We start from the raw sequence: 20,846 nt of genomic DNA on the forward strand, positions 1-20,846 counted from the left end.
ACCTTTTCTATTTATATGGTAACTTTTTTCATTATACTTCATAAAAATGACACTTATTTCACAAAAATAATATGTCCTTTCATCTATATAAAAGGTGATTGAAATTTACAATGCGAACTAGGCTCGAAACAAGAGGTGTACTTCAGCGGGAATAACGAAAATTATTTTTGTAACGAGTAACCGCAGATGCATGAGCGTGACATGAAAAGCTCGCACCACACCCGTAGAAAGTCTACCTCGATGTGAAAAGCCGATTAACAAAACGCTAAAATTCATTCACAGTCTCTATATCATAGCATTTATTCAAGAACCGACACAAAAAAGTGATAGAAGGAAAGTGATATTCCCTAGCTAACACTTTTATGCTTTTATTTTATTTTAAACTAGGTTCTGTCTAAAAACGATTTTATAACCGCCTGGAACTCGTTCGTTACAATATAATTGGGATTGACGCATAAAAAACAAGAGGCGGACTCCAGCGGGAAAAGCGCGAGCCTCGAGACCTCGGAGTCGTGAGGCACGAACGACGAGGAAGCTTGAGGAAGGTGATAAACGCCACGTCCGTGTGGCACCACCTTCAGAACAAACATCGTGTTCGCAACCGAGCCCCAGGACTTTTGCGACGAGTAATCGCAGCAGCACATGTTTTTTTGTCTCGAGTAATCGCAGAGACAAAGCGAGCCGCAATACGCTTCTGCCAATTGATTGGCGTATCAACACGCTTGATAAATCACATGTCACACGCGTTAATTAACATGCCCGATCACATTTTAAACTTCTTCATAAAATTTGTTAAGTCTCGTGACGATTGCTGTAACGTCGCCGCTACATCGCTTAACGTACCGACTAGCTTTTGCTGATCCTTTGCTACGTCGTACGATTGCTTCGTTTGCTGTAGCATATCGTCTGCTGATTGATTTACTTCCTCCATCGACGCTAGCACTTCCTCTGAACCCGCCGACATTTCCTGTAAAATTGCCGCATCTCCTTGAATGTAATCATATACTTCATTCATATTTTGTAAAATATTGTCCATATGACGCTCAACAACCGCTACTGCTTCTGTACTTTTAATGACGCGCTCATTACTTTGCTCCATGCGGCCAGTTACATCTTCTGATAATCGCTCAAATATACGCAGTTGCTCGACAATATCGTCTGCCGATGTTTTCGACAAAACAGCAAGCTTTCGCACTTCCTCTGCAACAACTGCAAAGCCTGCACCATGTTCACCTGCACGTGCTGCTTCAATGGATGCGTTCAATGCTAACAAATTCGTTTGATCCGCAATGCTCGTAATGACGGACACGCAGCTTTCGATTTGCGTAAAACGCTCAGTCATTTCATGCACGCTATATGTCGTTTCGTTTACAAGTGCCTTTAACGCCTTCATCTTCTCAAAAACATCTTTCGTGTCGCCGGTACTCGCACGCACGAAACCGGTTACTTCTTGCGCTGCTTCTGTAATTGCGTTAGTTGAATCTGCTAAACGCTGAATACCTACCGCCATCTCTGTCATCGCTTCTGTCGTTTGAGAAGAGGATTCTACTTGCGTTTGCGCACGTTGCTCGATAAACGTCGTCGTATTTGTAATTTGCTGCTGCGCTCCTTTTACTGCCTCTGCTTGTGTCGTTAAATGTTCCATTACCCGCTCAACATGCTCTGTTTCTTTTTGAATATGTGTAAATAAATGACGCAACGTTTCAAGAGTCGCCTTAAACGACATCGCTAAACGAGACACTTCATTATTCATCGTTGTATCAACACCGCTCACGAGCTGCTCTGCATTCGCAACTTGTCCGTTTGCAAGCTGCTCAGACGCCTGCTGTAGCGTTGTAAGTGGCGCTAATGCACGATTAATGTAGATGCGCACAATCAGTAAGCCTAGCACTGTAATACATAACATTACCGCGATAAACACAGGGATGAATGTTTTTAAAATATCTTCTTTTACGACCGCAATTTGGTTCGCTTCAATATCTACCCCAACATATGCGATGACCTCACCTTCATACTTCAGCGGCACAATTGCCGTTAAAAAGTCACCGAATGTATCATCCGATAAAATTTCCGTCGTTGTGCCATCGTTCTGTAGCGCCTCTTGTAAATGCTCCTGCGTCGTCACGCTCGACGTACTGTTAATCGTTGCTGCGCCATCTATGTCATCAACCGGCATACCGTCTACTAAAAACTGAACAGCATCCCCAGGTGTTGTTTGGTACGTCAGCGCATATAATACACCTGACTTTTCACGAATATCATTTAATTGTTCACGCAACTTCCAATACAAGTCATTTTCTACTGGATTGCTTGCGATTTCAGCATATGCTTGCTCGTCTAGTTGACTCGCTACATGCTTAGCTGTTTGAAGTGCCTGCTTTGCGATTGCTTGTTCAACGATATACGGCGCTCCTACAATCGCCGCTACTGTCACCGTCAACATTAAGCTTACGCATAAGCTAAGTACTAAGTAAACGAGACGTCGACTTAGCTTTTGTTCTTTCTTCACAAAAATCCTCCTCATTTTAATCAATTCTGTTAGATTTAGTATGGTGATAATACGTGGATGTTACAATGTCATATTTTTGCATCATACAAAATTATCACACTTTTGCGTTGAATGATTCATAATACATACTATTTCCCACTATTTTCAGCTCATATACGACAAGTCTTTTTACACATTGAAAAGTAAATTTATGTATGATAATCATAGCGTAAATTCATCTTTCCTGCTCGAATCAAACAGTAACTTCAAACAATCTACATGTAACGTTTACAATATGCGCAATTAGCATAAAAAACACCGCAGTATGATGACTACGGTGTTCCTTTTGCTATTCGCCTAAATCAGCGTTGTGGTATACGCGTTGCACGTCCTCTAAATCTTCTAATGCATCGATCATTTTTTCGAATTTCGCTAAATCGTCGCCTTCTAATGCTACTTCCGTCATCGGTAGCATCGTTAACTCCGCTACTGTGAAGTCCTCAATACCTGCTGCTTTGAAAGCTTCTTGCGTTACGTGGAATTGCTCTGGCTCAACGTAAACGATGATCGTTTCGTCTTCTTCCATAATGTCGCGCATATCAAGGTCTGCTTCCATTAAAATTTCTAAAATTTCGTCCTCAGACTTACCTTCAATACCGAATACTGCTGTATGTTGGAACATGTGCGCTGCTGAACCAGATACACCCATGTTACCGCCGTTTTTGCCGAATGCTGCGCGCACTTCTGACGCTGTACGGTTTACGTTGTTCGTTAATGCGTCCACGATGACCATTGTTCCCGCAACGCCGAATCCTTCATAACGTAGCTCATCGAATTGCTCGTCGCCGCCTCCTTTAGCTTTGTCGATCGCTTTTTCGATAATGTGTTTCGGTACTGAATATGTTTTTGCACGCTCTAATACGGTTTTTAATGCGCGGTTTGATTCTGGGTTTGGCTCGCCAGATTTTGCTGCTACGTAAATTTCACGACCGAATTTTGCATAAATACGGCTGTTTGCTGCATCTTTCCCCGCTTTTTTATCTTTAATGTTATTCCACTTACGACCCATGTCGCTCCACTCGCTTTCATGTTTTGAATGATTTTTCGCCCTAAAGCGCACAATAAAGCTTTTTTTGACTGTACTATTATACAACACAATGCGCGGAAAGAAAAAGTGTTGAGGCAAAACAAATAGTAACGAAAATCGACATTTCCGTTACCATTTGTTTGCTTGTATCATCGTGACACTTCACCTGTTGCTTTCCGCGGGCGCGGGGGCTAACACGATGTTAGTTCTGAAGGCAGTGCCGCATGGACGCGGTGCTTACTGCCTTCCTCAAGCCGCCTTGCTACACTGTGGGGTCTCAAGGCTCACGCTTTTCCCGCTAGAGTCCGCCTTTTGTTTCAAGCAACCTATTATTTCGTCTACTGACATACAAAAAATAACGCTAACATTTTTACAACTGCGATGCTGGGATGCTAAATGTGTCGCTGCCATCAAGCGTGCCGTTTTCATAGCCTTTTTTCAGCCAGCGCATACGTTGCTCACTTGTGCCGTGCGTAAAGCTTTCTGGCACGACGTAACCACGCGCCTCCATTTGCAGCGTGTCGTCACCGATTGCGTTTGCCGCAACGAGTGCTTCCTCCATATCGCCTTCTTCTAAATAGCCCATACCTTGAACGTGATGTGCCCATACGCCGGCTAAGTAATCGGCTTGTAGCTCTAAACGTTTCACTTGCTCGTTATATGCCGCTTCCGATACGTTGCCTGACTGCGCATGAACTTCCTGTGACGTACCGAGCAACGTTTGTACGTGATGCCCTACTTCATGTGCCACAACGTATGCCATCGCAAAGTCACCTGGTGCATTAAACTGATCGCGCAGTTCTTTATAAAAGCTTAAGTCGATATACAATGAATAATCGCCTGGGCAGTAAAATGGTCCGACCGCCGCACTTTGTAAACCACATGCCGAGCTGACGCTATCCGTAAATAACACGAGCGTCGGTTCTACGTATTGCATACCTTGCTCTTGAAATAACTTGTTCCAAATATCTTCCGTATCCGCCAGCACGACCGATACGAAATCAGCAAGCTCCTCTTCTTCCGCTGTCGGTGTGTACGCTACTTGCTCAGTCGTTTCTGTACCACCGCTATTGTTCACGACATTTGTTACGACGTCACCTAAATCACCACCACTTAACAACGTAAAAATAATGATAATGATGATCCCGATTCCGCCACCAATTCCGCCCATCTTTTTTGGACTCATACCTCGGCGATCGTCTACGTTACTGCTTTTTCTTCTCCCATTCGTCTCCATGAAACCCGCCCCTTTTTACGTACTCTGTGCCATGTTATACCCGTAAAAAATGGTTATGAAAACAAATGTGGATGCTCCGCTTCAATTTTTGCGAGCAATGCGTTACAGCCATCGATGACTAAATCATACGTTTCTTGGAAGTCGCCTGTGTAATACGGGTCTGGCACGTCCTTTTGATGCTGTGTTACATCAAGGAAACGAAAAATTTTATCACCTGTTTTACGCAGCGCTTTTTCGATATTTTGCACGTTGCTTGAATCCATCGCTACTAAATAGTCGAAGCTGTCAAAGTCCGATGCCCACAGCTGACGCGCCTTCATGCCATCTGTAGAAATGCCATACTCGCGCAGCTTTGCCTGTGTGCCTTTATGCGGTGGCTCACCGACATGGTAGCTTGCTGTACCGCATGAATCGACTTCAATGATGTGCGCTAAGCCGCGTTTTTTTACCTCTTCACGAAAAACTGCTTCTGCCATTGGTGAACGGCAAATGTTGCCTAAGCAGACGAATAATACTCGAATCATGTTGTTTCCTCCTAGTGAAAAACCCACTTCGATTCAGTCGAGTGGGTTTATTGATACTTGCTATTTTATAAAATGGATAGATGGCAGGGAGCTTGCAGCGAGACTCCTTGGGGAAAAGCCCGTGACTCAAGACCCCGCAACCGTTTACGGTGAGGAGGCTTGAGCCGGGCCCTAGGAAAGCGAGCTGCAACAAGCTCTCTGCAACTTATATCATTTGCGACTAACGCTTGCTTTCCGCGCGTTTTTTCTCCGCTTCGTCTGTTAAGCGAAGCAGCTCCTTCTCTAAATACTTCGTCGCTTCATCGCGTCCTTCTTTGCCTGTTGCCGGTGTAAATGGCTCGCCAAACACTAAATAGCCGCGCTCACGCTTAAATGAAAAGACGTCCTTTGCGTTGCTTGGACCGACGTATGCAGCTGGGACGATTTGTGCTTTTGATAGCTGTGCAATCGTAATGGCCCCTTGCTTGAGCTCTGAGCTTTCGGCGTTGCGCGTACCGCTTGGGAAAATGCCGACAATTTTCCCTTCTTTAATGAGCTGACGTGGAATTTTAATTACGCTCGGCCCTGGGTTTTCACGATCTACTGGGAACGCATTTAATTTGTTAATGAACCAGCCTAAGCCTTTTATGTCAAACAGCTGTTTTTTCGCCATGAAATGAATTTCGCGCGGTAGCATCGACACGCCTAAGCTTAAAATATCGACGTAGCCTGTGTGCGTGCAGGCGATAATGAAGCCACCTTCAGTCGGAACATTTTCTTTGCCGTACACGTGCGCAGATGAACCCGCTGTTACAAGCAATCCTTTTACTAAATTCGCTGTTAATTTATACACGATCATTGCCTACCTTTTCGTCCAAAATTTCTGTTGTGAACGTATTTTCGTTGCTACTTTCATTTTACTCGATGCGTATCGTTGTCGCAACGAGTGATTAACGTTGTGACGCGACAAGACGCTCGATTAACGGCAGCAACCAATCGTGTAAATGGCTAAACGTAAAGCCTGCGCGCGTCGCCTTGTCGTTCGTCATGTACCAATCTGCCCCAACTGCATACGGAGAGCGCGTTGCATCGTCACCACCAAGCGCAATTTTCGCACGCTCGCCTGTTGCTTGTTCGACGAGCGCAATGAACTGTGCAATCGTATAGTCGCCACTTGCTGTTGCGTTAAACGGCTCCGCTTTTGCTTCCTCACCTGCCCATTGTAAAAACGCCGCCGCTTCGTCTGACGTAATGTACGACATGCGCGCATCTAAGCTTGCGAATGCGATTGGTTTTCGTTCAAGCACATGTTGCACGTGAAACAATAGCCGCTCCGTATAATCATCCTCACCGACAACGATTGGGAAACGTACTGCCACGACCGGAAAGCTTGCCTGCTGATAATATACTGCTTCGACTTGGCGCTTCCCTTCACCGTAAGAAAAGTCCGCCGTGTTGCCTTCGCGTATTTCATGTATATGTGGGTTGAAGTCTTCTTCGGTGCGAATACTAGCGCGCGGGTCATACGTCGCAAGCGATGACGTAAACACGAGCTTGCCTGCCTTGCCTTCTAAAATGCGCACCGCCTCACGCGCATCGTTTGGGCTGTAGCAAATGTTGTCGTACACGATGTCCCACGACTTGCCTTGCACTGCCGCTTCAAATGCCGCCGCGTCTGTACGGTCGAATTGTAAATGTGTAACGCGCTCGTCAAACGGATTGCCTGCTTGTCCGCGCGTTGCGATTGTCACATCATGTCCGCTCTCAAGTAAACGTTCCACTAATTTTTTACCGAAAAAACGGGTACCACCTAATACTAAAATTGTTGCCATGTTCATTCCTCCTTGTTAACGAAATTGTAGGCTTTTATTATAATGCTGTTTTCCACGTCGAGGCGGGCTTGGCGTGAGCTTGTAGTCTCATGCTCCTGCGGTTACTCGTCGCAAAAAGAATTTTCGCTTTTCCTGTTGGAGTCCGCCTCTTGTTTCAAGCAACCTCCATAAATGAACTCATCTGTATAATGCGGAACTAAATTGTAACATATTTTCATGTCGTCTAATTGTATCGAAGTGCAAGCACAAAAAAAGCTGCCCGACGTTTATATCGGACAGCTTTGTTTTCGTTACTTATATGTTCCAATCAACACATCAACATCAATCGTAATGTGCGAAAGCGTAATATCCTTCGTTTCATCGCGATGCCAGCCCATTGGTGTCATGTTTAACAAATGCGGCACAAGCTCAGGCGTTAGTGCCATCGTCGTCGTAACGCGCTGCTGCTCAACATGCGTAAATGCTTCGTTAAAGCGTGCGACCGTTTGTGCGTTCGAGTACGATTCTTTTTCCGAATCCGCAAATAGCTGTTGGCGTAGCTCTGTTAAATAACGCTCAGCTGGCACGACTTTAATGACGCGACCATTCGGCTTTAACAGTCGTTTAAATTCATCGTAGTTCGCCGGCGATAAAATGTTCAAAATCGCATCGAACGTCGCCGCTGGAAACGGGCTTTTCGCTAAGTCGCCAACGATCCACGCCTCCTTTTTGTAATGACGTGCCGCTTCGATAATGCCTTCCTTCGCTAAATCGATGCCGATACCGAACGCGCCTGACTTTTCGCAAATGCGCGCTAAATGTGTACCCTCGCCGCAGCCTGTATCAAGAACCACTGCACCGTTTTCGATATAGCTCGCAAGCGTGCGCTGTACGTCGTCATACAGTCCGCTTTCTAGCACCGTTTTGCGCGATGTGAATAAGTCTTTCGTGTACATCGACTGCACCGCATGCGTTAACATGTTGACGTAGCCTTGCTTTGCGACGTCAAATGAGTGGTTGTTTTCGCAGGCAATGCGCCCTTCTTCACTCACTGTTACTTGCTGTGCGCAATGAGGGCAGCTCAATTTCTCCTCATGTGCGCGCAATAATTGTATTCCTTCTGCTCTTCTTGAAAGCACACCGTTCACCGTCTTTCGTTCTTTACTGCTCTATAGACAATGATTTTATTCGGCTCTTCACATCGAGACAGGCTTTCCGCGGGCGCGGAGGCGAACACGATGTTTGTCATGAAGGTGATGCCACATGGACGTGGCGTTTATCACCTTCCTCAAGCCTCCTCGCTTACGCTGTGGGGTCTTGATGCTCGCGCTTTTCCCGCTGGAGTCCGCCTCTTGTTTCGAGCCTGCCATTATGTTCTATATAGCTACTATTGAACATGTATGCGACTTGCTTTCTGTCATTTCGTCGCAACACAGCTCTTATTAAATATACGTGCTCAAGTTATTTATTATAGCACGAAGCGGTCGTGTACTTCGCTACAATTGCCAACGTGCGAGCTGCTCACTCGTCGCAAAAACGTAATGGTCGGTGGATACTTCGTGCGCGATCATGTCCCCGTCCGTTTCTTCATGAACATACGGAATACGTGTGCGTGTACGCTCGCTTAACGGGTCCGGCTGTGGTACGGCAGATAGTAGCGATTTCGTGTACGGATGGCGCGGCGTATTGTAAATGTCATCGGCTGGTCCGATTTCAACAATTTTGCCGCGGTACATGACAGCGATGCGGTCGCTAATGTATTTTACCATCGACAAATCATGCGCAATGAATAAATACGTTAAATTACGCTCGCGCTGAATTTGCTTTAGTAAGTTTACAACTTGCGCTTGAATCGACACGTCGAGCGCAGAAATCGGTTCATCGGCAATGATGAAGCTCGGATCTAGGCTTAGTGCTCTCGCAATACCGATACGCTGGCGCTGTCCACCTGAAAACTCATGGGCATAACGTGAAGCGTGCATGCGATTTAGTCCGACCGCCTCAAGCAACTCGGCAACTTTTTCGGCGCGCTCCTTTTTATTTTTGTACATGCCATGAATGTCAAAGCCTTCCGTAATAATTTCGCTCGCCGTCATACGCGGGTTGAGTGAGGCGTACGGGTCTTGGAAAATCATTTGCATCTCTTTATTGAAATGCTTTAAATCTTTGCGCGACTTTATAGCAGCAATGTTTTGCCCTTTAAAATGAATGTCGCCACCAGTCACGTCGTACAACCGAATAATCGAGCGCCCTGTCGTCGATTTCCCGCTTCCTGATTCGCCAACGAGTCCGAGCGTTTCTCCTTCGTATACGTAAAACGAAATATCGTCGACTGCTTTAATCGGATTCGACGCCGAGCCGAAATATTGTTTCAAGCCGTTTACTTCTAAAATTTTCTTTTGCAGCATTACGCCTCACCTTCCTTTACGTAGCGGTCAATGCGCTGCTGTACTACTTGTGGCACGTCAATTTTCGGCGCGTCTGGATGCAGTAGCCACGTTTTCGCAAAATGCGTCGGCGATACTTGGAACATTGGTGGCTCCGCTTCGTAATCAATCGCCATCGCAAACTCGTTACGCGGCGCAAACGCATCGCCAACTGGTGGGTGAATTAAGTTCGGCGGCGAGCCCGGAATCGTTCGCAGCAATTCATCCGAGCTGTTGCTTAAATCCGGCATCGAGCCGAGAAGCCCCCACGTATACGGATGCTTCGGGTTATAAAAAATTTCGTTCACCGTGCCGTATTCAACAATTTGCCCTGCATACATAACAGCGACACGGTCTGCCACATTCGCCACAACGCCTAAATCATGCGTAATGAAAATAATCGACGTATTGCTACGTTTTTGAATGTCCTTCATGAGCTCTAAAATTTGCGCTTGAATCGTTACGTCAAGCGCGGTCGTCGGCTCGTCAGCAATGAGCAGCTTCGGGTTCGCCGCGAGCGCAATCGCAATGACAATTCGTTGGCGCATACCACCTGACAGTTCATGCGGATATTGCTTGTAGCGCTTTTCAGGAAACGGAATGCCGACTAAATTTAATAGTTCCATCGCGCGCTCTTTTGCATCCGAACGCGACGCTGCTTTATGCTGCAAAATGACCTCGGTAATTTGCTTGCCAATTTTCATCGTCGGGTTGAGCGATGTCATCGGGTCTTGGAAAATCATTGCGATGTCGTTGCCGCGAATTTTCGCCATCTCTTTGTCCGATAGCGGAATAATGTCGCGCCCGTTAAATAAAATTTCACCGCCTGCGTAAATGCCAGGGGGCTGTGGAATAAGCTTCATAAGCGCATTGCTCGTCACGCTTTTTCCAGAGCCGGATTCACCAACAATCGCGAGCGTCTCCCCCTCATATAGCTCGAAGCTCACACCGCGCACTGCCTGCACAATGCCGGCATACGTTTTAAAATGAACGTGCAAATCTTTAACTTGTAACAGCTTTGGCTTCATATTCGTACTCACCTCTTATTTTCGTAATTTCGGGTCTAACGCATCGCGAAGTCCATCGCCGACCGCATTAAACGCAAAGATTGTTAATGAAATGAAAAACGCCGGGAAAAACAGTCGCCACGGATACGACATGAGCGCTTTATTCCCTTCAGATGCCATCGTTCCCCAGCTTGCTCGAGGTGCGGGAACGCCTAAGCCTAAATAACTTAAAAATGCTTCTGTAAAAATGGCAGCAGGCACCGTTAACGTCATCGTCACTAAAATTGCCCCGAGCGCATTCGGAATTAAATGTTTGCGAATTAAATGCGCTGTTCCTGCTCCGAGCGTGCGCGCCGCTAATACGTACTCTTGATTTTTAATCGACATGACTTCGCCGCGTACAATTCGTGCCATGTTCACCCAGCCGGTAATACATAGCGCAATAATCATCGGCACAAGCCCTGGCTCCATCACAACAATTAAAATAATTACGACAAGTAAATACGGTACAGCTGTTAACACGTCCGCAATACGCATCATAATGTTATCTGTTCGCCCACCGGCAAGCCCTGCAATGCTGCCCCAAATAACACCGATAATTACATCGATAAGCGCTGCGGTAATACCGATAAATAATGAAATGCGCGCCCCTGCCCAAATGCGGACGAAAATGTCTCTCCCTAAATCGTCTGTGCCGAACCAATGCTCTGCAGATGGTGGCTGATTGTACACGCCGAGCTGATCGCTATATTTATATTGTGACACTTCCGGCACGATGATCGCCATAAGCGCAATAATGATTAAGACGATTAACCCACATACGGCGAGCTTATTTTGTTTGAAGCGGTATAATACTTCCTTCCAAAACGATACTGGCTTTGAAGAAAGCTGTTCTTGTTCCTCTCGATGCATGCCGACAATGTCGAATGCACCGTCGCGTAATTTTTGCTCTGTCATGATTTTTTCGCCCCTTTCAACTTAATGCGCGGGTCGATGATGCTATATAAAATATCAACGATGAACACCGCAAACAGTAAAATGATCGAGTAAAACACAGTCGTTCCCATAATGACCGTATAATCACGGTTCGTAATCGACGTCACGAAATGGCGACCGAGCCCTGGAATCGCAAAAATTTGCTCGATGATGAAGCTTCCTGTAATGACACCTGCTGCAAGTGGTCCTAAATACGTTACGACCGGTAGCAACGCATTACGGAGAGAATGCTTAAATACGACTTTCCATTTGCTAAGCCCTTTTGCCCGCGCCATTTTCACGTACTCGCTATTGTTTTGCTCAAGCATGCTCGATCTCGTCAGCTTTGAAATAAAGCCCATATGCGTAAATGCGATCGCAAGCGACGGTAAAATGCTATACACGTATCCTTTCCAGCCACTTACAGGGAAAATTTTAAACTCATACGCTAAATAATATTGCAGCAGCCCGGCTAAAATGAACGACGGCACGGAAATTCCGAGTACGGCGATGATGGTCGATACGTAGTCGGGCGCCTTGTTATGATAAAGCGCAGAAATGACGCCGAGCAAAATACCAAAGCCGATTGCAATAAGCATCGCCTGCATACCGAGCGTCAGTGAAATCGGGAAGCTCTCCGCGATGATGTCGTTTGTCGAGCGTCCTTTATATTTCATCGATTCGCCGAAATCAAACGTCACCGAATCAATTAAGTAATCTTTATATTGAATATACCAAGGATTGTCGAGCCCGTATTTCGCATTGAGCTGCTCCTCGATTTGCGGCGGGAAATCACGCTCGCTCGCAAACGGGCTTCCTGGTGCTAAGCGCATTAAAAAAAACGTCGCCGTAATAATTAAAAAAAGCGCAAGTAAAATGTACACGAGACGTTTTACAATGTACTGTAACATACGATGTCCTCCCTTAAGTTGAGTTGAATTAACAGTCGCTACTAGCATCGAGGTAATAAGCAACTCTGCTTAAAACTGCATCGATGTGAAAACCCGCAATTAAATTCATTACTTCGTTCATTTAGCGCAGTAAAGAATAAAGCGGGCACTGCCTCGTTCGATTACTCGAATTGAAAGCAGCCCCCGCCTGTATCACTTTTTATTTCGTAACATCAACGTCTTTTAAGTTAATATTACCTAAGTTGTCTGGCTCCATGCCTGTCACGTAATCTTTTACTACATAAAGGTTCGTGTAGTAATAAATTGGCGCTACTGGGAACTCTGCAATGATGATTTCCTCTGCTTTTTTCAGTAAATCAAGACGCGCCGCTGGATCTGTTTCAGTTGTCGATTGCTTCAATAAGTTTGTATATTCTTCATTCGACCAACCTGTGTCGTTGTTGCCGTTGTCTGCGCTGTTATACATTTCTAAGAATGAATACGCATCGTTGTAATCCGCAATCCAACCGAGACGACCGATTTGGTAATCTAAGCTGCTTAACTTATCTAAATACACTTGCCACTCTGCATTTTCAAGCGTTACGTTAATGCCTAAATTTTTGTTCCAGCCTTCTTGAATGTATTGTGCGATAACTGCGTGTGCATCGCTCGTGTTAAATGAAAGCTTTAAATTTAATTCGCTCGGATCCGATAAGCCAAGCTCTTTTAAGCCTGCATCAAGTGCTGCTTTTGCCCCTTCATAATCCGCATCTTTAAAGAAGCCTGCATCATCGCCGAAGCCTTCAACACCGTTTGGCACCATACCAAGCGCTGGCTCCTCTTCACCTTTCGTTACGTTTTTAATTAAGCCTGCACGGTCAATCGCTAACGTTAACGCTTTACGAATGTTAGCGTTTTTCATAACGTCATCTGTCGTGTTGAACTTGTACCAGTAAATACCTGAATAGTCGACGATGTTTAACGACTCTTCAGATTGTAAACGCTCAATCGCATCTAATGAAATTTTGCCGTAGTTCGTACCTAAGAAATCAATTTCGCCTGACTCGAATTTCGTCATTTGCGTCGTCTCAGACTCGACCATTTCAATGTTTACTTTCGTTAACTTCACGTTGTCTGCATCCCAATATTCAGGGTTTTTCTCAAGCGTCAATGAACCTGCGTGCTGCCATTGCGATAATACGAACGCACCGTTTCCTACGTACGTATCCGCTTCTGTGTACCATTTCGGGTTCGCTTCTGCTGTTGCTTTATGAATTGGGTATAACGTTTTAAACGCCGTTAATTCTAAGAAATACGGTGTCGGTGACTCTAACGTTACTTCTAACGTTTTTGAATCAATTACTTTTACGCCAACTTCATCAAATGACGTCGTTGTACCTAAGTTGTAAGCTTCTGCCCCTTTGATCGCATATAAAATTGTTGCGTATTCAGAAGCGTTCGCTGGATTTAATGCGAATTCCCACGCGTATGCAAAATCTTCTGCTGTTACTGGCTCGCCGTTTGACCATTTCGCATCACGCAGCGTAAATGTATACGTCAATTGGTCGTCACTCATTTTATACGACTCTGCTACACCTGGTACGGGCTCGCCGTTTTTCAGTGTCATTAAGCCTTCATGTGTACTGCTCATAATTGTTGAAGATGTTGTATCTGTTGCTAGTTGTGGATGTAATGACGGTGGCTCTGATGCTACGACTAAATTTAATTCTTTGTCGCCGCCTGAGCTATCATCTGTCGTCGTATCCGTATCTGTTGTCGTGCCACTATCATCTGTCGTCTCTTCCTCGCCGCCGAAGTTACATGCGACAAGCACAACAGAAAGTAATAACAGCATCATTAATACAAGAAAATTATTCTTTTTCATGCGCCTACCCCCTAATAAAGTTATGAACAATTCCCATCCCCTTTGTGAGTGGACATCGATTCATTCTCTTAAAATATACCAAATAAAGCTTTGGAATGGAATTGTTAATCATATAATATTTTTACACGAAACAGAAAATACATTACATATAAAACAAATTAAACAACTTAACGTTACATCGCAGCGTCACATCAAAAGGCTTAGAAAAAATTGATATCGTATCAAAAATCATCTGTAACAACGTATATGTTACCGGTTACTCTTATGCTTTTATGTTATTTTTTGATTTATATACTCTTCATGTTGAGGCGTGGCGTTACACTACAGACCGCTCAAAGGAAAGTGACGACAAAAGCAAACAAGTGCCTTCAAGAAATGTTGAATTTCCTGAGGGCACTTGTTTTACCTTAACCGCGACGTTCATATATAGCGTTCAATCGCACGCCAAACATCGATTTTTTCATCAAACGACTTAATGTTTTTGCCTGGGATCGGACTTGTCGATGGCAGTTGCTCGTAATGACGCTCTGCAAGTACATCGAGCCCGACATGTCGCTTAAACACCGTAAACGCTTTACCGCCGTTAAAAAACACCGCTTCAATTTGTGGATATGCGCGAAACAACGCCGCAAAATCGTTTGGCACTTCTTGTTTAATGGCCGCGTCTAAGCTCCCTTGTCGCTCGCAGCTTGCAATCGCATCCCATAAGCCGATGCCGTGACGACGAAGCAAATCGAGCCGCTCTTCATATACGTCAGGTACATGTTCATTTGTAAGATGCGCGATTATGCCCCAAAAATGATTGCGCGGATTTCCGTAATATTGCTTCTTTTGTAGCGACTGCACACTAGGCATCGAGCCGATAATAAGCACGCGTGTCGTATCGTGAACGAAAGCATTCAAGTTATTGACAATCAAGTTTTTTCCTCCCATCATTATGAAACATGTTATACTATTAATGAATAATTTTTATGCACAAATGCGCGTTCGTTACCTTACCTTTTATTATACAACGTTTAACGAAAGCGCCCTTTTCGTATACACTCACACCTAGAAGAAGCAAAAGCACGTACTATGCTTGTATTTCCAACCGAGGGCTTCATCGCTCTCGTTTTTACATACAATTCTTTTATAAGAGGTGATATTTATGAAAGCGCTTCATTTTTATGGGTTAATTATTTTCACAACATTTTTAATGGGTTCGTCGTTTGCGGTCGTCAAGCTCGGGCTCGTGTACGCATCGCCACTACTACTTGCCGCACTTCGCTTCATCATAGCAGGTGGTCTCATGGCAATTGTCATCGCGTACTTAAAGCAGCCGATGCCGAAAACGACGAAAGAATGGCTACAAATCGTTTGTATCGGCGCCCTGCAAACAGCTGGTGTCATGGGCTGTATTTTTTTAAGCTTGCGCACGATTACGGCGAGTGAATCGTCTATTTTAACGTTTATGAACCCGCTACTTGTCATCATTTTTGGCACGCTATTTTTCACGCAGCGCTACTATACATATCAGTGGGTCGGCGTCATTTGTGGCTTCATCGGCGTATTCATCACGATGGGCGGCGAGCTGAAATTTGAAATCGGCATGTTCATCGGCTTTAGCGGCGCTGTATTTTGGGCATTTTCGACGCTGCTTATGAAGAAATGGAACGCGAAAATTAATACGTGGGTATTAACCGCGTACCAAATGTTAAGTGGCGGCATTATTTTACTATTGCTTAGCTTCATTATGGAAAAACCATTTTTCATCACGACAGCTGAATCGATCGGCATCGTGCTATGGCTCAGCATTTTATCATCGGTCGTACAGTTTGCGCTTTGGTTTTATTTACTTGAGCACGGCGAGGCAGGGAAAACGAGCAGCTTTTTATTTTTAGCGCCATTTTTCGGTGTTCTTACAGGGGCGCTCGTATTTAAAGATCCGCTATCGTGGAGCTTAATTGCAGGCTCGCTATTTATCATTGCCGGCATTTATTTAGTAAATCGTCCTCGCCGCGTCGCACCCGAATTAAGCTACGAGCGTGCTGATTAAGTGTTTTAGCTGTTTTCATTTCGGGCATTTATCGTAATAAGGAGGTCGAGTGATATGCATCACATCGTTTCAGAGCAAGGACCACTTTATTCGATTCATGAGGCACTGCAGCAAGCACAAGACGGCGACACAATCATACTACAGCATACGCAGTACGATGAATTTTTCACCATTTCTAAAAGCGTCACGATTAAAGGCAACGGCACGACATGTACAGGTGGATTCAAAGTTGAAAACACCGCAAACGTCACGATTGAAAACGTAACTTTTTCAAATATTCCTCGCATCGATTGCTACGGGCATACGACGTTAAAATACGTTCATATTGCCGAGCCACGCGATGCGATTGCGCTATTTGCCGGCTCGTGTCAGCTGACGTTGTTTCATTGTCAGCTCACAACGACAAATGCGCGAGACCAAGGTATTCAAATTAAAAACGGCAACGCACGCATCGAAAGCACGCTCATCAAAGGACCATTCCACGTCGGTTGCTTCGTCAATCATTCCGAAATTTTATTGCTCGCTACGTATTTTGAGCAAAATTTCAAAGGTGTGCAGTTTGAGCGTGAATCTGTCGGTGAGGTGAACGAATGCAGCTTCCATCATCATGAAGGCACACAATGCGTCGTTATGAGCAACTCGAACGTGCGCTTTAAAAACACGCGCTGGCAAAACGGCAACGTCCACGCCATTTCCGCTATCGAGCAATCAAACATTCATCTGCTGCACTGCGAATTTACAGGGCATAACGACTATCAAATTTACGTGCGTGAATCGACAGCCGCGTTCGAATCGTGCCATCTCGAAAAAGCACAAAGCGGCATGTTATTTGAGCAAAATTCAAAAGGAAAGCTGCTATACGTCACATGCGAACAACATGAAAACTTGCAAGTCAAATCGATCGGCATTAACGATCTTCACCTCGCCCAGTGCGTGTTTAAAGAAACGAACGGCAACTCATTAAGCGTGAAGGAAAAGGGCAAAGTCATCGTCGAGCGCACGCTATTTACCGCGTCAAAAAACCCAAAATATCCACAGCTGTACGTCGAGGATAGCATTATCGATTTAAACGAATGCATGTTTAAGCAAAGCGCATCGTCTGCAGTATATTGTGAACAGCATTCGCTACTGACGCTCCGCAACTGCGAATTTATACAGCATCAGCACATTCAGCTACACAGTCGCCAATCAAAAGTGTATGTATTCAATTGCGCCTTTACACAATGCGATGAAGCGGCCGTCTTTTACGAGTTCCAATCTGAAGGCGTCATCGATACGTGTCATTTCGGACGCAGCTACAATAGCCAGCTCGCCTTTAACGGAGAATCGCAAGCAAGCGTACGCAACAGCACGTTTACACAAGCAGGCACGAACGCCATTTTCATTTTAAAATCAAACGTCCAGCTAGAGCACATTTCCATTCGCGAGCATATTGCCAAGCATCCTGCAATCGTCATCGAAGCGAGCATCGTCGGCTTACAGCACATTTCTGCAATGAACATTCAAAGCGAAACGATTCATATTCATGCACATTCAACGATTATCGGCAGCAACATTTCAATCGAGCAAGGCACAAATGCGCACATCGCCATTCATAACAGCACCGCACAGCTGACGCATTTACAGCTCGCAGACGGCAAAAGCTACGGTTTGTATATGAAAAAAAGCGACGTGTCCGTTTCACATAGCGAGCTGCGCAACCACGACGATAGCGGCATTTATATGCTCGATGGTGAGGCAACGCTACAGTACACGCACATATTTGGTCATACGCGCGCGTTTGAGCAGCAGCACGGTACACTTTACGCAGAAGGATTACAATTCGTTAAAAACGACGCACAGTGGCAAAGTAATGACGCTAGCACATTTATTAAGCATAGCCTGTTTCGCGGTGGCAAAACCGGCTTACAGTTTACTAACGGCGACACTCATTTAAAAAACGTTCATCTTACCGAGCACGACCAAACGCAACTTTCACTAGATCGCTGTAAAACTATCCTGACCGACACCGCCATTCATTCTGGCTACGGCGACGGCTTACATGCACGCCATTGTCCACTGCTCCAAATACAACATACAACGATTGAACGGCACGACGGAGAAGATATTATTACAGTTCATACGACCATTACCTAGCAATAAAAAAGGCAGTGCGAACCGTCACCCTCGACGATTGCACTGCCTGTTGTTTTTATTCCTCTTCCTCTACTTCCTCCTGCTTTAGCTGCTTTAAAATATAAAAGCCAACTGCTGTTAAAATAACGAACGCCGTTAACGCTAAAAACGGAATCGTCACGAAACCAAACCAGTTAATATACATTCCTGTACACGGCACCGCACCACACGCAATCGCATTATCTTGAAATAAATCAATTTTTTGAATCGCATAATGATACGCCGAAATACAGCCACCGATAATTGAAAATACTAACGTCGTCACAACGATGCGCGGATTTTTTTGAATGTATGCGACCGTCATTATGATTGCTATCGGATACATGAAAATTCGTTGCACCCAGCAAAGCTTACACGGCTCATATTCACGAATTTCCGAAAAATAAAGCGAACCAAGCGTTGCGACAAATGCGACTGTCCATATTACGAGCATACTGTTCTCAATTTTTTTAGACATTATTCCAAAGCCACCTTAAAAATACATTTTCCTATCATTATACTATCTTTCAATGCAAAGCGTGAATGTACTGTTGCACTTATTTTGAATGCTTTATAGTTTTGTAAATACAAAAAGAAAAAGCATCTAGCCTATGCTAAATGCTTTTTCAATATGACCCGTACGGGATTCGAACCCGTGTTACCGCCGTGAAAGGGCGGTGTCTTAACCACTTGACCAACGGGCCTTTATGGCTCCGAAAGCAGGACTCGAACCTGCGACCTGCCGGTTAACAGCCGGATGCTCTACCAACTGAGCTATTTCGGAATCACTTTATGGTGGGCCTAAATGGACTCGAACCATCGACCTCACGCTTATCAGGCGTGCGCTCTAACCAGCTGAGCTATAGGCCCATAAAAATAATGGTGGGTTTGGACGGAATCGAACCGCCGACACTTAGAGCTTCAATCTAATGCTCTACCAACTGAGCTACAAACCCACAAAAATGGCGGTCCCGACCGGGATCGAACCGGCGATCTCCTGCGTGACAGGCAGGCATGTTAACCGCTACACCACGGGACCATTTGGTTGCGGGGGCAGGACTTGAACCTACGACCTTCGGGTTATGAGCCCGACGAGCTACCACTGCTCCACCCCGCGACAATACTACATTATTTAATTATTAAAAATGGAGGAGGTAGAGGGATTCGAACCCCCGCGCGGTGTTACCCGCCTGTCGGTTTTCAAGACCGATCCCTTCAGCCAGACTTGGGTATACCTCCAAAAATAATAAATGGCTACCGAGGGAGTCGAACCCACGACCTTTCGGGTATGAACCGAATGCTCTAGCCAGCTGAGCTAGGTAGCCGTAATACGAATAATAAAACGATTGGTGGAGCCTAGCGGGATCGAACCGCTGACCTCCTGCGTGCAAGGCAGGCGCTCTCCCAGCTGAGCTAAGGCCCCAATAAAGAATGGTCGGAATGACAGGATTCGAACCTACGACCCCTTGGTCCCAAACCAAGTGCTCTACCAAGCTGAGCTACATTCCGAAATCTATCAAAAATAAATGGCGCGCCCGGCAGGAGTCGAACCCACAACCTTCTGATCCGTAGTCAGACGCTCTATCCAATTGAGCTACGGGCGCGCTATGAAATTTAAAAAATGGTGCCGAGGGCCGGAATCGAACCGGCACGGTGATCACTCACCGCAGGATTTTAAGTCCTGTGCGTCTGCCAGTTCCGCCACCCCGGCATTTTGGAGCGGAAGACGAGGTTCGAACTCGCGACCCCCACCTTGGCAAGGTGGTGTTCTACCACTGAACTACTTCCGCAAAATGCATAAGATATTTTTTACTCTGACAGTATATGAAATTAAAATGGTGCGGGTGAAGGGAGTCGAACCCCCACGCCTTGCGGCGCTAGATCCTAAGTCTAGTGCGTCTGCCAATTCCGCCACACCCGCATATTTATAAATGGTGTGCCATGAAGGACTCGAACCTTCGACCCTCTGATTAAAAGTCAGATGCTCTACCAACTGAGCTAATAGCACGTAATGTTAATAATAAATTAAAATGGCTGGGGTACCTGGATTCGAACCAGGGCATGACGGAATCAAAATCCGTTGCCTTACCGCTTGGCTATACCCCAATAATAAAAAAGTATAGTTAGAAAATGGGGCGACTGATGGGAATCGAACCCACGAATGCCTGAACCACAATCAGGTGCGTTAACCACTTCGCCACAACCGCCATAGTAATAGAATTTAAAGATGGCAGGGGCAGTAGGAATCGAACCCACACCAAAGGTTTTGGAGACCTCTATTCTACCTTTGAACTATGCCCCTACATGGTGCCGGCGATAGGAGTCGAACCCACGACCTACTGATTACA

16 protein-coding genes and 18 tRNA genes are annotated in these 20,846 nt (G+C 45.4%); 2 read left to right on the plus strand and 32 right to left on the minus strand.

Annotated elements, in window-relative coordinates; genetic code table 11:
- Positions 1-763: 763 nt before the first annotated feature.
- From A6K76_RS00900 to A6K76_RS00960, 13 genes are all read right to left on the minus strand, one after another.
- A complete protein-coding gene (locus tag A6K76_RS00900; RefSeq protein ID WP_066461193.1) occupies positions 764-2,509 on the minus strand; it encodes a methyl-accepting chemotaxis protein in 1,746 nt (581 codons plus the stop codon).
- 328 nt (positions 2,510-2,837) lie between these two features.
- Positions 2,838-3,557, minus strand: a complete 720-nt coding sequence (locus A6K76_RS00905) for a YebC/PmpR family DNA-binding transcriptional regulator (RefSeq protein WP_066461195.1) — start codon at positions 3,555-3,557, stop codon at positions 2,838-2,840.
- Between the two features lie 388 nt (positions 3,558-3,945).
- Positions 3,946-4,812, minus strand: coding sequence for a KPN_02809 family neutral zinc metallopeptidase (ypfJ, locus tag A6K76_RS00910; RefSeq protein ID WP_066461196.1), 867 nt, complete (start codon positions 4,810-4,812; stop codon positions 3,946-3,948).
- 53 nt (positions 4,813-4,865) lie between these two features.
- Positions 4,866-5,336: a low molecular weight protein-tyrosine-phosphatase gene (locus A6K76_RS00915; RefSeq protein ID WP_066461199.1), complete on the minus strand. Its 471-nt coding sequence runs from the start codon at positions 5,334-5,336 to the stop codon at positions 4,866-4,868.
- A 220-nt stretch (positions 5,337-5,556) separates the two neighbouring features.
- On the minus strand, positions 5,557-6,168 hold the full coding sequence (locus A6K76_RS00920; protein ID WP_066461231.1) for a lysophospholipid acyltransferase family protein: 612 nt from the start codon (positions 6,166-6,168) through the stop codon (positions 5,557-5,559).
- Positions 6,169-6,265: 97 nt separating this feature from the next.
- Entirely contained in the window at positions 6,266-7,147 is an 882-nt protein-coding gene (locus A6K76_RS00925) for an NAD-dependent epimerase/dehydratase family protein (protein WP_066461201.1), read from the minus strand.
- Between the two features lie 290 nt (positions 7,148-7,437).
- Entirely contained in the window at positions 7,438-8,274 is an 837-nt protein-coding gene (locus A6K76_RS00930; protein WP_066461203.1) for a putative RNA methyltransferase, read from the minus strand.
- A gap of 348 nt (positions 8,275-8,622) precedes the next feature.
- Entirely contained in the window at positions 8,623-9,531 is a 909-nt protein-coding gene (locus tag A6K76_RS00935; RefSeq protein WP_139108624.1) for an ABC transporter ATP-binding protein, read from the minus strand.
- 2 nt (positions 9,532-9,533) lie between these two features.
- Positions 9,534-10,580: an ABC transporter ATP-binding protein gene (locus tag A6K76_RS00940; RefSeq protein WP_066461207.1), complete on the minus strand. Its 1,047-nt coding sequence runs from the start codon at positions 10,578-10,580 to the stop codon at positions 9,534-9,536.
- A gap of 15 nt (positions 10,581-10,595) precedes the next feature.
- Entirely contained in the window at positions 10,596-11,516 is a 921-nt protein-coding gene (locus A6K76_RS00945; RefSeq protein ID WP_066461209.1) for an ABC transporter permease, read from the minus strand.
- On the minus strand, positions 11,513-12,445 hold the full coding sequence (locus A6K76_RS00950; RefSeq protein WP_066461210.1) for an ABC transporter permease: 933 nt from the start codon (positions 12,443-12,445) through the stop codon (positions 11,513-11,515). The genes A6K76_RS00945 and A6K76_RS00950 overlap by 4 nt, the downstream gene beginning before the upstream one ends.
- Before the next feature lie 199 nt (positions 12,446-12,644).
- Positions 12,645-14,309 carry a peptide ABC transporter substrate-binding protein gene (locus tag A6K76_RS00955; RefSeq protein ID WP_066461216.1) on the minus strand — a complete coding sequence of 555 codons (1,665 nt, stop codon included), beginning with the start codon at positions 14,307-14,309 and terminating at the stop codon, positions 12,645-12,647.
- 420 nt (positions 14,310-14,729) lie between these two features.
- Entirely contained in the window at positions 14,730-15,227 is a 498-nt protein-coding gene (locus A6K76_RS00960) for a DNA-deoxyinosine glycosylase (protein WP_245671928.1), read from the minus strand.
- A gap of 229 nt (positions 15,228-15,456) precedes the next feature.
- Here A6K76_RS00960 and A6K76_RS00965 point away from each other — a divergent pair, with 229 nt between their 5' ends.
- Positions 15,457-16,344, plus strand: a complete 888-nt coding sequence (locus A6K76_RS00965; RefSeq protein WP_066461220.1) for a DMT family transporter — start codon at positions 15,457-15,459, stop codon at positions 16,342-16,344.
- A gap of 54 nt (positions 16,345-16,398) precedes the next feature.
- Entirely contained in the window at positions 16,399-18,480 is a 2,082-nt protein-coding gene (locus A6K76_RS00970; RefSeq protein WP_066461222.1) for a right-handed parallel beta-helix repeat-containing protein, read from the plus strand.
- A 55-nt stretch (positions 18,481-18,535) separates the two neighbouring features.
- Here the strand turns inward: A6K76_RS00970 and A6K76_RS00975 are convergent, their stop codons facing one another.
- The 19 genes from A6K76_RS00975 to A6K76_RS01065 form a co-directional block, all read right to left on the minus strand.
- Positions 18,536-18,976 (minus strand): disulfide oxidoreductase, encoded by a 441-nt coding sequence (locus A6K76_RS00975; protein WP_066461224.1) that lies wholly within the window; start codon positions 18,974-18,976, stop codon positions 18,536-18,538.
- Positions 18,977-19,130: 154 nt separating this feature from the next.
- Positions 19,131-19,202, minus strand: a tRNA-Glu gene (locus A6K76_RS00980).
- A 4-nt stretch (positions 19,203-19,206) separates the two neighbouring features.
- Positions 19,207-19,282 (minus strand) — tRNA-Asn (locus tag A6K76_RS00985).
- Between the two features lie 9 nt (positions 19,283-19,291).
- Positions 19,292-19,368: transfer RNA gene (locus A6K76_RS00990), tRNA-Ile, on the minus strand.
- A 10-nt stretch (positions 19,369-19,378) separates the two neighbouring features.
- Positions 19,379-19,454 (minus strand) — tRNA-Phe (locus tag A6K76_RS00995).
- Between the two features lie 7 nt (positions 19,455-19,461).
- Positions 19,462-19,537 (minus strand) — tRNA-Asp (locus A6K76_RS01000).
- A 3-nt stretch (positions 19,538-19,540) separates the two neighbouring features.
- Positions 19,541-19,615, minus strand: a tRNA-Met gene (locus A6K76_RS01005).
- Positions 19,616-19,644: 29 nt separating this feature from the next.
- Positions 19,645-19,737, minus strand: a tRNA-Ser gene (locus tag A6K76_RS01010).
- 12 nt (positions 19,738-19,749) lie between these two features.
- Positions 19,750-19,823 (minus strand) — tRNA-Met (locus tag A6K76_RS01015).
- A gap of 22 nt (positions 19,824-19,845) precedes the next feature.
- Positions 19,846-19,921: transfer RNA gene (locus tag A6K76_RS01020), tRNA-Ala, on the minus strand.
- A gap of 9 nt (positions 19,922-19,930) precedes the next feature.
- Positions 19,931-20,007 (minus strand) — tRNA-Pro (locus A6K76_RS01025).
- Between the two features lie 18 nt (positions 20,008-20,025).
- Positions 20,026-20,102, minus strand: a tRNA-Arg gene (locus tag A6K76_RS01030).
- Between the two features lie 18 nt (positions 20,103-20,120).
- A tRNA-Leu gene (locus tag A6K76_RS01035) sits at positions 20,121-20,209 on the minus strand.
- Between the two features lie 4 nt (positions 20,210-20,213).
- Positions 20,214-20,288 (minus strand) — tRNA-Gly (locus A6K76_RS01040).
- Between the two features lie 46 nt (positions 20,289-20,334).
- Positions 20,335-20,419, minus strand: a tRNA-Leu gene (locus A6K76_RS01045).
- Positions 20,420-20,430: 11 nt separating this feature from the next.
- A tRNA-Lys gene (locus tag A6K76_RS01050) sits at positions 20,431-20,506 on the minus strand.
- A 23-nt stretch (positions 20,507-20,529) separates the two neighbouring features.
- Positions 20,530-20,604: transfer RNA gene (locus A6K76_RS01055), tRNA-Gln, on the minus strand.
- A gap of 25 nt (positions 20,605-20,629) precedes the next feature.
- Positions 20,630-20,705: transfer RNA gene (locus A6K76_RS01060), tRNA-His, on the minus strand.
- A 21-nt stretch (positions 20,706-20,726) separates the two neighbouring features.
- Positions 20,727-20,800 (minus strand) — tRNA-Trp (locus A6K76_RS01065).
- Between the last annotated feature and the right edge of the window lie 46 nt (positions 20,801-20,846).

Origin of the sequence: Caryophanon latum (assembly GCF_001700325.1) — a bacterium.
In the GTDB taxonomy this organism is placed as follows: domain Bacteria; phylum Bacillota; class Bacilli; order Bacillales_A; family Planococcaceae; genus Caryophanon; species Caryophanon latum.

Bases quoted from the DNA above. Each gene is read 5' to 3' on its own strand.
- A6K76_RS00970 (WP_066461222.1), top strand. From the start codon at position 16,399: ATGCATCACATCGTTTCAGAGCAAGGACCACTTTATTCGATTCATGAG.
- A6K76_RS00925 (WP_066461201.1), bottom strand. From the start codon at position 7,147: ATGGCAACAATTTTAGTATTAGGTGGTACCCGTTTTTTCGGTAAAAAA.
- A6K76_RS00915 (WP_066461199.1), bottom strand. From the start codon at position 5,336: ATGATTCGAGTATTATTCGTCTGCTTAGGCAACATTTGCCGTTCACCA.
- A6K76_RS00940 (WP_066461207.1), bottom strand. From the start codon at position 10,580: ATGAAGCCAAAGCTGTTACAAGTTAAAGATTTGCACGTTCATTTTAAA.
- A6K76_RS00955 (WP_066461216.1), bottom strand. From the start codon at position 14,309: ATGAAAAAGAATAATTTTCTTGTATTAATGATGCTGTTATTACTTTCT.
- A6K76_RS00905 (WP_066461195.1), bottom strand. From the start codon at position 3,557: ATGGGTCGTAAGTGGAATAACATTAAAGATAAAAAAGCGGGGAAAGAT.
- ypfJ (WP_066461196.1), bottom strand. From the start codon at position 4,812: ATGGAGACGAATGGGAGAAGAAAAAGCAGTAACGTAGACGATCGCCGA.
- A6K76_RS00950 (WP_066461210.1), bottom strand. From the start codon at position 12,445: ATGTTACAGTACATTGTAAAACGTCTCGTGTACATTTTACTTGCGCTT.
- A6K76_RS00975 (WP_066461224.1), bottom strand. From the start codon at position 18,976: ATGTCTAAAAAAATTGAGAACAGTATGCTCGTAATATGGACAGTCGCA.
- A6K76_RS00945 (WP_066461209.1), bottom strand. From the start codon at position 11,516: ATGACAGAGCAAAAATTACGCGACGGTGCATTCGACATTGTCGGCATG.
- A6K76_RS00965 (WP_066461220.1), top strand. From the start codon at position 15,457: ATGAAAGCGCTTCATTTTTATGGGTTAATTATTTTCACAACATTTTTA.